11 protein-coding genes are annotated in these 13,211 nt (G+C 66.6%); 6 read left to right on the top strand and 5 right to left on the bottom strand.

All coding sequences use genetic code 11. The features are described from left to right. The first annotated feature begins 25 nt into the window (after positions 1–25). The 3 genes from G0A00_RS08580 to G0A00_RS08570 are packed head-to-tail and all read left to right on the top strand — an operon-like array spanning position 26 to position 4,227. Positions 26–1,060 (top strand): cysteine synthase A, encoded by a 1,035-nt coding sequence (locus tag G0A00_RS08580; protein ID WP_164179747.1) that lies wholly within the window; start codon positions 26–28, stop codon positions 1,058–1,060. Beyond that, positions 1,057–3,501 (top strand): DUF3772 domain-containing protein, encoded by a 2,445-nt coding sequence (locus G0A00_RS08575; protein WP_164179745.1) that lies wholly within the window; start codon positions 1,057–1,059, stop codon positions 3,499–3,501. Before G0A00_RS08580 ends, G0A00_RS08575 begins: the two co-directional genes overlap by 4 nt. Before the next feature lie 9 nt (positions 3,502–3,510). After that, a complete protein-coding gene (locus G0A00_RS08570; RefSeq protein WP_164179743.1) occupies positions 3,511–4,227 on the top strand; it encodes an alanyl-tRNA editing protein in 717 nt (238 codons plus the stop codon). Between the two features lie 77 nt (positions 4,228–4,304). Here the strand turns inward: G0A00_RS08570 and G0A00_RS08565 are convergent, their stop codons facing one another. The 5 genes from G0A00_RS08565 to G0A00_RS08545 all read right to left on the bottom strand — a co-directional run bounded on the left by G0A00_RS08565 (position 4,305) and on the right by G0A00_RS08545 (position 9,137). Beyond that, positions 4,305–5,273, bottom strand: a complete 969-nt coding sequence (locus tag G0A00_RS08565) for a DMT family transporter (RefSeq protein WP_164179741.1) — start codon at positions 5,271–5,273, stop codon at positions 4,305–4,307. Between the two features lie 17 nt (positions 5,274–5,290). Continuing rightward, a complete protein-coding gene (locus G0A00_RS08560; protein WP_164179740.1) occupies positions 5,291–6,022 on the bottom strand; it encodes a DUF533 domain-containing protein in 732 nt (243 codons plus the stop codon). Between the two features lie 147 nt (positions 6,023–6,169). Continuing rightward, on the bottom strand, positions 6,170–7,588 hold the full coding sequence (locus G0A00_RS08555; protein WP_164179739.1) for a YdiU family protein: 1,419 nt from the start codon (positions 7,586–7,588) through the stop codon (positions 6,170–6,172). A gap of 167 nt (positions 7,589–7,755) precedes the next feature. Further along, positions 7,756–8,205, bottom strand: a complete 450-nt coding sequence (locus G0A00_RS08550) for a GNAT family N-acetyltransferase (RefSeq protein ID WP_164179738.1) — start codon at positions 8,203–8,205, stop codon at positions 7,756–7,758. Next, on the bottom strand, positions 8,202–9,137 hold the full coding sequence (locus G0A00_RS08545; protein ID WP_164179737.1) for a nucleoside hydrolase: 936 nt from the start codon (positions 9,135–9,137) through the stop codon (positions 8,202–8,204). The genes G0A00_RS08550 and G0A00_RS08545 overlap by 4 nt, the downstream gene beginning before the upstream one ends. Positions 9,138–9,364: 227 nt before the next feature. Here G0A00_RS08545 and zwf point away from each other — a divergent pair, with 227 nt between their 5' ends. From zwf to pgi, 3 genes are all read left to right on the top strand, one after another. Then, a complete protein-coding gene (gene zwf / locus G0A00_RS08540; RefSeq protein ID WP_164179736.1) occupies positions 9,365–10,822 on the top strand; it encodes a glucose-6-phosphate dehydrogenase in 1,458 nt (485 codons plus the stop codon). Then, positions 10,819–11,496, top strand: coding sequence for a 6-phosphogluconolactonase (pgl, locus tag G0A00_RS08535; RefSeq protein ID WP_164179735.1), 678 nt, complete (start codon positions 10,819–10,821; stop codon positions 11,494–11,496). Before zwf ends, pgl begins: the two co-directional genes overlap by 4 nt. A 66-nt stretch (positions 11,497–11,562) precedes the next feature. Further along, positions 11,563–13,143 carry a glucose-6-phosphate isomerase gene (pgi, locus tag G0A00_RS08530; RefSeq protein ID WP_164179734.1) on the top strand — a complete coding sequence of 527 codons (1,581 nt, stop codon included), beginning with the start codon at positions 11,563–11,565 and terminating at the stop codon, positions 13,141–13,143. Positions 13,144–13,211 lie beyond the last annotated feature (68 nt).

Raw genomic sequence — 13,211 nt, 5'->3', positions numbered from 1 at the left:
ACGGTTAGACCAAGGGGAGATACCCATGCGCGTGGCACAAGATCTTGCACAAGCGGTTGGCAATACGCCGCTGATCCGGCTGCGGAAAGCCAGCGAGATGACGGGCTGCGAGATCCTCGCCAAGGCCGAATTCATGAACCCCGGCCAGTCGGTGAAGGACCGCGCGGCGCTGTTCATTATCAAGGACGCGATGGAGAAGGGGCTGCTCGAGCCCGGCGGCACCATCGTCGAGGGCACCGCGGGCAACACCGGCATCGGCCTCGCGCTTGTCGGCGCTTCGATGGGCTTCCGCACGGTGATCGTGATTCCCGAGACCCAGTCGCAGGAAAAGAAGGACATGATCCGTCTGGCCGGTGCCGAACTGGTGCAGGTTCCGGCGGCGCCTTACCGCAACCCCAACAACTATGTGCGCTATTCGGGCCGTCTGGCGGAAGAGCTGGCCAAGACCGAGAAGCACGGCGCGATCTGGGCCAACCAGTTCGACAATGTGGCCAACCGGCTGTCGCATGTGGAAACCACCGGCCCCGAGATCTGGGAGCAGACCGGCGGCAAGGTCGACGGCTTCATCTGCGCCGTGGGTTCGGGCGGCACGCTGGCCGGCACCGGCATGGCGCTGCAGCCCAAGGGCGTGAAGGTGGGGCTGGCCGATCCGATGGGCGCGGCGCTCTACAGTTATTACACCACTGGCGAGCTGAAATCCGAGGGCGACTCGATCACCGAGGGCATCGGGCAGGGCCGTATCACCGCCAACCTTGAAGGGTTCACCCCCGATTTCGCCTATCAGATCCCCGACGCCGAGGCGCTGCCGGTGGTGTTTGATCTGCTGGCCGAAGAAGGGCTCTGCGTGGGCGGCTCGTCGGGCATCAACGTCGCCGGGGCCATCCGCATGGCCAAGGAGATGGGTCCGGGCCACACGATCGTCACGGTGCTGTGCGACTATGGCACCCGCTATCAGTCGAAACTGTTCAACCCGGGCTTCCTTCGCTCGCGCGATCTGCCGGTTCCCGGCTGGCTCGACCGCTCGCCGGCGTCGATCCCGGGTGTCTTCGAGGACGTATGACTGCCCTGATCCGGCGCGGCCTCGCCGCGATTGCCATGCTGCTGCTCTGCGCGACCGTCACGGTCGCGCAGGCGCAGTCTGACATCGACTACAAAGAATGGCTGAGCACCGTCGAGAAAGCCGACACGCTGATCGACGGCGGCGAGGCGACGGTCAAGGAATACGAAGATCTGCGCCGCGAGATCGCTGGCTGGCGCGACAGTTTCCTGCAGGCGGAAAGCACCAACGCGGGCCGGATCGACACGCTTCAGTCGCAGCTTGAAACGCTGGGGCCGCCCCCGGCCGAAGGCGAGAGTGAAGCCGAGGACATTGCGCAGCGCCGCGCGGATCTGAACGATCAGCTGTCGCAGGCGCAGGCGCCGGGGCGCCGCGCGCAAGAGGCCTATACGCAGGCCAATGGTCTGATCAGCGAAATCGACGGCAATATCCGGGAATTGCAGACCAACCGGCTGCTGACGCTTGGACCGTCACCGCTCAATCCGCAGCTCTGGGGGCCTGCGTTCAGCGAGGTCATGGGCGCGGGCGCATCGGTGGTGCAGGGCGTGCGCGACAACCTTGCCTCCGAGACGATCCGGGCCACCGCCCGCGAGAACCTGCCGGTGATCGTGCTTGTGGTGGGGCTGTCGATCCTGCTGCTGCTGCGCGGACCGCGCTGGATCACCAAGCTCGAGGAAATGCTGCGCCGCCGCACCCGGCGGGGCACCGGCGTCTGGCGCTTCGTCGCCTCGCTGGGCTCGATCATCGTGCCGTTCGCGGGGCTGATCCTGCTGGTGGTGGCCGCCGAGATCTCGGGGCTGCCGGGCGAGAACCTCAACGTCATCCTGATCAGCGTGCCGATCTGGGGGATGGTGCTGCTCTATATCCGCTGGCTGGCCGATCAGAGCTTCAACAGCGACGACTCGATCGCCACCATGCCGCTGCCCAGCTGGCAGCGCACCGAGGCGTGGCTCTACTCGTCTGTGCTGGCTGTGCTCTTCGTGCTGCGCGGCATGGGCGAGACTCTGGCCCAGCTTTACGACTTCAGCGAAGAAACCATCGCGGTTCTCGACTTCCCGCTGCTGCTTTTGTCGGCGCTGATGCTGTTCCGGCTGGGGCTTATCCTGTCGGGGCTGAGCGAAGAGGATAGCGAAGACACGGACGGCGAGGGCACGCTGCTGGAAGGCTCGACCTTCCGCATGCAGATCGCCCGGCTGATCGGTCGCGGCGCGATCTTCCTTTCCGTCGCCGGCCCGATCCTTGCGGCAATCGGCTATCACCGCGTTGGCCAAGGCATGGTGTTCCCGGCGGTGCAGACGCTGTCGCTGCTGGCGCTGGTGCTGGTGCTGCAGCGTTTCGTGCGCGATCTCTATGCGCTGATCACCCGTAAGGATCCCAACGACAGCCTCGTCACGGTGCTGGCGGGCTTTGTGATCATCCTGCTGGCGCTGCCCGTGCTGGCGCTGATCTGGGGCGCGCGGATCGCCGATCTGACAGAGCTTTGGGCGCGCTTTCAGGAAGGCTTCCTGCTGGGCGATACACGCATCTCTCCAACCAGCTTCCTGACCATGCTGCTGGTCTTTGCCGTGGGCTATAGCGTCACGCGGCTGCTGCAGAGCGGGCTGCGCAGCTCGATCCTGCCCAAGACCCGGCTCGACATCGGCGGGCAAAATGCGGTGGTTTCGGGGCTCGGCTACGCTGGCGTGATGCTGGCGGCGCTGCTGGCGATCACCGCGGCGGGCATCAACCTCACCGCGCTTGGCTATGTCATTTCGGCGCTGTCGGTCGGCATCGGTTTCGGCCTGCAGAACATCGTGCAGAACTTCGTGTCGGGCATCATCCTGCTGATCGAACGGCCCATCAGCCAAGGCGACTGGATCGAGGTCGGCCCCAATATGGGCATCGTCAAAGACATCTCGGTGCGCGCCACACGGATCGAGACCTTTGACCGCACCGATGTGATAGTGCCGAACTCGGATTTCATCTCGGGCACGGTGACCAACTTCACCCGCGGCAACGTCATCGGGCGGGTCTTTGCCTCGGTGGGCGTGGCCTATGGCACCGACACGCGCAAGGTGCAGGACATCTTGCTGCGCATCGTGCGCCAGCACGATATGGTGCTGCTGAACCCCGAACCCTCGGTGGTCTTCGCGCGGTTTGGCGCGGATTCGCTGGAGTTCGAGATCCGCGCCATCGTGCGCGACGTGAACCAGAAGCTGAACATCCTGTCGGACTTCAACCACGAGATCGCCCGCCGCTTTGCCGAAGAAGAGATCGAGATTCCCTTCGCGCAGCGCGACATCTGGCTGCGCAACCCCGAGGCGCTGCGCAGCAATGCGGTGCCGCCGCAGGCGGACGTGGCAGGCAAGAGCGGCGACAAACAGGTGCCGCGCGACAGCGATACAGAGACCACGGCCGAGCATCGGGACGAAGACTTCCCGACCGCCGGGCCGGATGATGCCTAGGAGAGAGAGTTGACCGAGCGTCTGTTCCTTGAAGATGCCTACCGCCGCGAGGCGCCGGGCGAAGTGATCGGCCTGACCGATGAGGGCGGGATCATCCTCGATGCCTCGTTGTTCTACGCCACCGGCGGCGGCCAGCCCGGCGACAGCGGGCGGCTCAGCTGGCCCGGCGGCGAGATCGAGATCGCCACGGCGGTGAAGGGCGAGGACGGTGCGATCATTCTGGTTCCCGCCGAGCCCAAGCCGCTGCCGATGGTCGGCGCGCATGTCACCCAGTACCTCGATTGGGAGCGTCGGCACCGGCACATGCGCGTGCACACCGCGCTGCATCTTCTGTCGGTGGCGCTGCCGCTGCCGGTCACCGGCGGCCAGATCGGCGCGGGCAAGGGACGGCTGGATTTCCTCATGCCCGAACCGCCCGAGGACCGCGAGGCGCTGGAAGCGCAGCTCAACGCCTTTGTCGCCGCCGATCTGCCGGTGAGCGAAGACTGGATCACCGAAGCGCAGCTCGACGCCAACCCCGAGCTGGTGAAGACCATGAGCGTGCAGCCGCCGCGCGGCGCGGGCCATGTGCGGCTGGTGCGGATCGGCGAAGGCGACGAGCAGATCGACCTGCAGCCCTGCGGCGGCACCCATGTGGCGCGCACCGGCGAGATCGGGGAAATCCGTCTCGGCAAGATCGAGAACAAGGGCAAGCAGAACCGCCGGGTCAACCTGCTGGTCGAGTGACGCGCTGTTCGGAGGTGTGCGCGGGCCTGTGAGAGGGGCCTGAGAGAGAGGCCTGTGAGAGCGCCGGTCGCGACCCCTTAGGGGCGCGCGGCTGGCGGGCGAGCAGGGGGCTCTGCCCCCTCGGCGCGGGGCGCCTCACCCCCGGCGTATTTGGCAAGAGAAGAAGCCGAAACCGGGCGGCGGCGCGTGCTGAGGATGTAGAGCGCGAGGCTGGCCACCACGATGGCGCCGCCAAGCAGCATCCGCGGGCTCGGGCTCTCGGGCAGGAAGGCCCAGACCCAGACCGGGCCCAGCACCGTCTCGAGCAGCATCAGCAGGCTGACGTTGGCCGCCGCCGTGTGGCGCGAGGCCGAGCTGAGGCAGAAGAACGAGATCGGCAGGATCAGGAGGCCGGTGGCAAGGATCGGCAGCGCGTGGCCCTCGGTCAGTGCGCCCGGCGCGATCAGCACCAGCCCGCAGAGCCCCGAGATCAGCGCGCCACTGCCCATCGCCGGCAGCAGCGGCAGGCGCGGCGCATGACGCAGGGTGACGAAGCTGAGCCCGAGGGTCAGCGCCACACCCAGCCCGCAGAGCGCGCCGACCAGCGTGTTGCTGGCCTCGGTGGTGCCATGGCCCGTGCCGCCCTTGCCGCTGACCGCCAGCGCGATGCCGAGCAGCACCGCCGCCATGGTGATCCATGTGGATCGCCGCGTCGGCTCGCCATAAAGCAGCCGCGACAGCAGCGCCGCGCAGACCGGCATGGTCGCCACCGCCAAGAGCACCACGGCCACCGGCGCCATGGAGATGCCGAGCGAGAAGAGCGCGGCATTGGCGCTCTGGCAGGCGATCACCGTCAGCCCGGGCCGGGTCAGCAGCAGGCCAAGATTGCGCGGCGCGCGGCTGGTGAGCAGGAAGATCGCCCAGAACACCGTGCCGAGCGCCAGCGCGCGCCAGACCAGCATCGCCAGCCCGTCCATCTGCGACAGCCGCATGAGCAGCGTGTCGGGGGTCAGGACGAGAGCACCCAGGGCGGCGAGCCCCAGGCCATAGTGCGGCGGTCTTTGCATGCGGGCCTTCGGGTAAGTCAGGTGTAGAGCGGCTGCAGGCCCATCTGCATATGCAGCGCGTTGACTGCGGTCTCAGGCAGGCCCATCGCCTTGGCGAGGCGATCCAGATACTCCGCCTCTTTCTGCGTGTCCACCGTGATGGTCATCAGCGAGGCCGAATAGACCTGCGTCTTTTGCGCGTCCGGCGTGTCCTTGGCCAGCGCCTCGGGGTCGACCTTTGCCGCAAGCTGCGCCTTGAGGAAGGCAATATCCTCGGCGCTGGCATCCTCGCCGAGCGTGTCCATCAGCTTGGCCTGCTCGGCCTTGTCGATGTCGCCGTCGGCCTTGGCCGCCTGGATCATCGCCCGCAGCATCAGCCCGGCGGCGGTTTCGGCCTCGGGGGCAGCCTGCGCCGTGCTCATCTGGTCGAGCATCGAGCCGAGGTTCTTGCCGCCCATATTGGCGGCCTTGGCCATGGCGGCGAGCATCCCCGCAAGGCCAGAGCTTGCCGCCTGGCCGGCCTGATCCATCCCCGGCAGATTGCCCAGACCGCTCTTTTGCAACTGCTCGACGATGGCACCCAGCGGGTTGCCGCTGCCGCCGAGCATCTTGCCCATCTGCGCCTGCAGGTTGGTGCCGGGCTCCGAGCCGGGCAATTGCGCCTTGCCGCCGATCAGCGGCCCGAGCCCCTGTTCGCCCGAGAGACGGTCGACCCCGCGCGCAGCGGCGTATCCGACGGCGATCTTCGCCAGTGTGCCCATGAGGCTCATCTTCTCTCTCCCTTGGTTGTGGTCAACTCACGTCAGTGACCCTAGGGCAGCTTGCCGGAAGCACCAGCAGGGGTGAAGAGAAAACCTCGGCTTAAAGAGCAGCGGCGCGGGCCCGAGCCGGTTTTGGCGAAATGACGCCGAAGCGGCTCAGGTGCCGCAGAAGGTCGCCTGCACCACTTCCGACGGCGCGGGCGGGCGGCGTAGCTCCTCGGCCTCCGGCTGGTCCTCATAGGGGCGTGCGAGCACCGCGTTCAGGTGGTGGAAGGGCCGGTCGTCGCCTTCGAGCGCGGCGGCGATCATCTGCTCGATCCGGTGGTTGCGCGGGATGATGCCTGGGTTGCTGCGCTGCATGAGCGCTTCGGGGGCGTCCGCCGCGGCGATGCGTTCCTGCCAGCGGGCGTGCCAGAGGTCATAGGCGCTGCGGTCGGTGATCTCGTCGCGCGCCGAGCCGCGGGCGAGCGCCCGGAAGGTATTGGTGAAATCAGAGCCGCCCGCCTGCATCATCCCCAGCAGATCGGCGATCAGTGGCGCGTCCCCGGCCTGCGCATCGGCAATCCCGAGCTTGGCGCCGAAGCGGCGCAGCCAGGCGGCGCGAATGAGGTTGGGCATGCCGTTGACGATGGTGGTGAACTCATCGACCGCCGCCTGCTGATCCTGCACCAGCGGCACCAGCGCCGTCGCCAGCTGCGCCATGTTCCACACGATCACATCCGCCTGCGCCTGATAGGCATAGCGGCCATAGCGGTCGATCGAGGAATAGACGGTGTTTGGATCATAGTGATCCATGAAGGCGCAGGGACCATAGTCGATGGTCTCGCCCGAGAGCGTGCAATTGTCGGTGTTCATGACGCCATGGATGAACCCCAGCGACATCCATTGCGCCACCAGTTCGGCCTGCCGCGCGCAGACCGCCGCCAGAAGCGCGCCGGGGGTCTCGGCCTCGGGGTAGTGCCGGTCGCGGGTGTAGTCGAAAAGCTGCTGCAGCTGATCGTATTGCTGCCGCGAGGCGAACAGTTGGAATGTGCCGACGCGGATGTGGCTGGCGGCGACGCGGGTGAGCACCGCGCCCGGCAGCACAGTCTCGCGGTAGACCTGCTCGCCGCTGCGCACGGCGGCAAGGGCGCGGGTGGTGGGCACGCCAAGCGCATGCATCGCTTCCGAGACCACATATTCGCGCAGCACCGGTCCCAGCGCCGCGCGCCCGTCGCCGCGCCGGGAAAAGGGCGTGGGGCCTGATCCCTTGAGCTGGATGTCGCGGCGGGTGCCGCTGCGATCCACGACCTCGCCCAGCAGCAGTGCGCGGCCATCGCCGAGCTGCGGCGAGAAGCCGCCGAACTGATGCCCAGCATAGATCTGCGCCAGTGGCTCGGCGCCGCCGGGCAGGGTGTTGCCGGCAAAGATCGCGGCGAGCAGGGGATCGTCTTCGCCGCTGATGCCAAGATCCTGGGCGAGGCTGCTGTTGAAGGCGATAAGTTCGGGCGCGGCGACGCGCGCCGGCTCGAGCCGGGCGTAAAAGCCCTCGGGCAGGCGGGCGTAGCTGTTGTCGAAGGGGATGCTAAGGGTCATGCCCCAGAGATAAGGCCGCGCGGGGCGAACGAAAAGCCCCCGCGCCCTGCAATGCCGCACGCCCAGCCAAGCCACCGGGTCTTCTTCTCTTTCAAAATACGCCGGGGTGAATTGGCCGCAGGCCAAGAGGGGCAGCGCCCCTCAGCCCCAGTCCTTTGCCCCAGCCCTCAGAGCGCGCAGCGCATGAGCATCGCGCCGTCCCGGTCCTGCAGCCGGGCGCGGCGGCAGAAGCGCAGCAGGGGCTCGTCGCTCGCCGAGACTTCCATCTGCAGCGCCGTGACCCCGCCCTGACGCAGCGCTTGGGTCAGTTGGAACAGCGCCTCGCTGCCCATACCGCGGCGGCGCACCGCGGGGCGCACGTAGATCTGGTCGAGCGTTGCGGTCAGCCCGCCGCTTTGCACCGACCAGCCGAAGGACGCCACCACATAGCCCACCGGTGCCTTGCGCGGCCCGATCAGCCAGATCGCGCCCTGCGGCGCGCCTTCCAGCAGCGGCGTCAGCGCGGCGGAAAGATGCTCTTCGTCGGGCTGCTGCCCGGCGCGTTCGGTCTGAAAACTGGCCACCATGGGCAGCAGCCGCTCGAGGTCGTCGGGGCCGGCAAGATGCAGGGATTTCATAGGTTGGCCAGTCTTTCGGTCAGCAGGGTGAAAAAGGCATCGGCATCGAGATCGCCGATGAAAGTGGCATTGGGCGCGCGATCAGAGACCCGCCACCAGTCGGCGACGGTCATGCCGCGGGTCAGTTCCGATGTGGTCTCGATCTCGACGTTGATGTGCCGCCCCGAGAAGATGCCGGGCGCCAGCAGATAGGCGGTGACGCAGGGATCATGCAGCGGCGCGCCGTGCGATCCGTATTTCTCCAGATCGAAGCGCTCGAAGAAATCGGTCATCTCGGCGACCGCCGTGCCGACTTTGCTGCCCAAGGCGCGGAACGCCTCGTTGCGGGCGGGGGTGACCAGCGCCTTATGGGTGACGTCGAGCGGCATGACCACCAGCGGCACACCCGCGCCAAACACCTCGGCGGCGGCTTCGGGATCGACGAAGATGTTGAACTCGGCGGCGGGGCTGATGTTGCCGACCTCGAAATAGGCGCCGCCCATGAGCACGATCTCCTGCACACGCGGGATGATGTCCGGCGCGCGGCGGAAGGCGGTGGCGATATTGGTCAGCGGTCCCAGCGGGCAGAGGGTGACGCTGCCTGCAGGCTCGCGGCGCAGCGTCTCGATGATGAAATCCACCGCATGGGCATCTTGCAGCGCCATCTGCGGCTCGGGCAGCACTGGGCCGTCGAGGCCGGTTTTGCCGTGCACATGTTCGGCGGTGACCAGCGGGCGCAAGAGCGGCGCGTCGCAGCCCGCAAAGACCGGCACATCGGTGCGCCCGGCGAGTTCCAGCACCATGCGTGCATTGCGCGAGGTCAGCGCCAGCGGCACGTTTCCGGCGACCGCGGTCAGCCCCAGAACCTCAAGCTCGGGTGAGGCCAGTGCCAGCAGGATGGCAATCGCGTCGTCCTGTCCCGGATCGGTGTCTATGATGATGCGTCGTGCCATGTTCTGCCCGTAACTTTCTGGTGTCCTTGCGTCGCACGGGGGCGGGTCCGGTTCAAGCGGACTGTCGGCTTTCGGCAATCGGTCACCGGCTGGTTACCCGCTGCGGTTAATCTTGCCGCGACCATTGCCGTGTGGTCGCAGGATGTTAGACTCGGCGGCAGCAATGGGGTAGGGAGGACGCAGTTAGCGCTAACCGCCACAGATACAAGAATCGGAGTCAGCCCGAGATGGTTTCCCGCGTTATTCCCGTCGATCCGTTCGACCTGGTCATTTTTGGGGGCACCGGCGATCTGGCCCGGCGCAAGATCCTGCCCGGCCTGTTCCGCCGCTATTGCTCGGGGCAGATGCCTGCTGGCTCGCGGGTGATCGGTGCCGCGCGCTCGGAGATCAGCGTGGACGAGTTCCGCGACATGGTGCGCGAGGCGATCCGCGAATTCAGCAAGGCCAAATGCGACGATGCCCCGCTGGAGGAGTTCCTTGGCCTGCTCAACTATGTGGCCGTGGACGCCCGCGGTGAGGGCGGCTGGGACGAGCTCAAATCCGCGCTGCGCGACGACGAGGACATCGTGCGCGCCTTCTATTTCTCGGTGGGGCCGAGCCTCTTTGGTGATCTGGCAGAGGGGCTGCGCAGCCACGGGCTGACCAACCCCGCCGTTCGGATCGTCGTCGAGAAGCCCTTTGGCCACGATCTCGAAAGCGCCCGCGCGCTCAACGAGGAACTGGCGCGGCACTTCCACGAGACGCAGATCTACCGCATCGACCATTACCTCGGCAAAGAGACGGTGCAGAACCTGATGGCCGTGCGTTTCGGCAATATGCTGTTCGAGCCGCTGTGGAACGCGCAATACGTCGATCACATCCAGATCACCGTGGCCGAGACCGTCGGCGTGGCCGGTCGCGGCAGCTATTACGACAAGTCGGGCGCCATGCGCGATATGGTGCAGAACCACCTGATGCAGCTTCTGTGCCTGATCGCCATGGAGCCGCCCGCGCGGTTCGAGCCCGACGCCGTGCGCGACGAGAAGCTCAAAGTGATCCGCGCGCTCGATCCGGTGGACCCCGAGAGCATCGTGCGCGGTCAGTATACATCGGATGGCGAGATGAGCTCTTACCGCGAAGACGTGGAGAACCCCGCCTCGAAGACCGAGAGCTTCATCGCGATGAAGTGCTATATCTCGAACTGGCGGTGGGCGAACACGCCTTTTTATCTGCGGACCGGCAAGCGGCTGGCGGCGCAGGCGTCTGAGATTGCCGTGGTGTTCAAGGACGCGCCGCATTCGATCTTTGGCATGGACGCGGGGCGGCATCGCAACATGCTGTCGATCCGCCTGCAGCCGAACGAGGGCATGACGCTTGGCGTCACCATCAAAGAGCCGGGTCCGGGCGGCATGCGTCTGGTGGATGTGCCGCTGGATATGTCCTTTGCCGATGCGCTGGGGCCGGATGCCGAGGATGCGCCCGACGCCTACGAGCGGCTGATCATGGATGTGATCCGCGGCAACCAGACGCTGTTCATGCGCGGCGACGAGGTCGAGGCCGCTTGGGCGTGGACCGATCCGCTGATCGAGGGCTGGGAGCGCCGCGGCGATCACCCCAAACCCTATGACGCGGGCAGCACCGGGCCGGATGACGCGGCCTTCCTGATCAACAAGGACGGCCGCCGCTGGCGGGCGATCAAGACATGACCTACGAATTCCGAGAATACCCCGACCGCGAGATGCTGGCCATTGATCTGGCCAATATGATCGCCGGAGAACTGCGCGCGCAGCTGGATCATTCCAAGCGGGTGTCGCTGGCGGTGCCCGGCGGCACCTCGCCGGGGCCGATCTTTGACGCGCTGAGCGCCACCTCGCTCGACTGGGACCGTGTGGACGTGCTGCTGGGCGACGAACGCTGGGTGCCCGAGACCTCCGAGCGGTCGAACACGCGCCTGCTGCGCGAGCGGCTTCTTACCGGCAAGGCGGCGGCGGCGACTTTGCTGCCGCTCTACGCCGAGGCCGAGACGCCAGAGGAAAGGCTTGCCGAGCTGGCCGAGGCGATCGAGGCCGCGCTGCCGCTTGGCGTGGTGCTGCTGGGGATGGGGGCCGATCTGCATACGGCTTCGATCTTCCCCGGAGCCGACAAGCTTGCAGAAGCGCTGTCGCCCAAGGCACCGGTGCTGCTGCCCATGCGCGCGCCCGGTGCGCCCGAGCCGCGCATCACGCTGACCGCGCCCGTGCTCGACGGCGCGCTTAGCAAACATGTGCTCATTTATGGCGCCGAAAAACGCGCGGCCCTCGAAAAGGCCAAGGGCCTGCCGGCCGAAGAGGCGCCGATCAATGCGGTGCTCGATCAGGCAGTGGTACACTGGGCCGAGTGACGCTAACTCTGGGCGCAGTTTTGGGCCCCGCCTTCTGGGCCACGGATCAACACGGGAAGAACCTTTATGTGGGATGACCTGAAACGCCTCGCGGCAGCACGTGACGGCCGCCGGATCGATGCGCTCTTTACCGAAGATGCTGACCGGGCGCAGACCTTCTCGGTCGAGGCCGAGGGCATGCTCTTCGACTACTCCAAGACGCAGATCGACGATGAGGTGCTGGCCGCGCTTCTGGCGGTGGCGCAGAATGCCAATGTCGCGTCGCGGCGCGAGGCGATGTTCGGCGGTGCCAAAATCAACGAGACCGAGGGCAGGGCGGTTCTGCACACCGCGCTGCGCAACCTCTCGGGCTCGCCGGTCGAGGTGGACGGCACTGACGTCATGCCCGAGGTGCTGGACACGCTGTCGCGCATGGAGGCGCTGGCCAAGGACGTGCGCGGCTCGGCGATCACCGATGTGGTGAACATCGGCATCGGCGGCTCTGATCTTGGGCCGAAGATGGGGACCATCGCGCTCGCGCCCTACCACGACGGCCCGCGCTGCCATTTCGTTTCGAACGTCGATGGCGCCGATATCGCCGACGCGCTGGCGCAATGCCAGCCCGAGAGCACGCTCTTTATCATCGCGTCCAAGACCTTCACCACCATCGAGACCATGACCAACGCGCGCACCGCTTGGGACTGGCTCGAGGCGAAGGGCGTGTCGACCGAGGGCAAATTCGTGGCTCTGTCTTCGAGCGCCGAGAAGGCGGGCGAATGGGGCATCCCGGCGTCGCGCGTCTTTGGCTTCGAGGATTGGGTCGGCGGACGCTATTCCATGTGGGGCCCGATCGGCCTTTCCATGATGATCGCCGTGGGCCCCGAAAACTTCCGCGCCTTCCTCGAGGGCGGGCAGGCGATGGACGATCACTTCCGCAGCGCCCCGCTCGAGGCCAATATGCCGGTGCTGCTGGCGCTGGTGGGCATGTGGCACAATCAGGTGCTGGGCCATGCCACCCGCGCCGTGCTGCCCTATGAGAACCGTCTCGCGCGGCTGCCCGCTTACCTTCAGCAGCTCGAGATGGAGAGCAACGGCAAGTCGGTGGCGATGGATGGCGAGACGCTGGCCTTTGACAGCGGCCCGGTGGTCTGGGGTGAGCCCGGCACCAACGGTCAGCACGCCTTCTACCAGTTGATCCACCAGGGCACGCGGGTGATCCCCTGCGAGTTCATGGTGGGCGCGCGCGGCCATGAGCCGAACCTGCGCCATCACCACGAGCTGCTGCTGGCCAATTGCCTCGCGCAGTCCGAGGCGCTGATGCGCGGCCGTGATCTCGACGAGGCGCGGAGCAAGGTCGCAGGCAAATTCGAGGGCGCGGAACTGGAGCGTCAGGCCAAGCACCGGGTGTTCCCCGGCAACCGTCCCTCGACCACGCTGATGTACCAGCAGCTCGATCCGCGCACCCTTGGCATGATCGTCGCGCTCTATGAGCATCGGGTGTTTGTCGAGGGGGTGATCCTCGATATCAACTCCTACGATCAATGGGGCGTGGAACTGGGCAAAGAGCTGGCAACGGCGCTCGGCCCGATCGTTTCGGGGCAGGCCAGCGCCGACGAAAAGGACGGCTCGACCCGCCAACTCGTCGCATTCGCGCAGCGGAATGTCTGAAAAAGTTCCATAGATAATAAGTAATTAATTCTGGGGCCCGGCAGGAACACTGCCGGGCCCCGTGTGTT

Origin of the sequence: Salipiger sp. PrR002, from assembly GCF_010500775.1 — a bacterium.
Taxonomy (GTDB): domain Bacteria; phylum Pseudomonadota; class Alphaproteobacteria; order Rhodobacterales; family Rhodobacteraceae; genus Salipiger.
The sequence above is the reverse complement of the archived record's forward strand: the minus strand, read 5'-3'. Positions and strand labels throughout refer to the sequence as shown.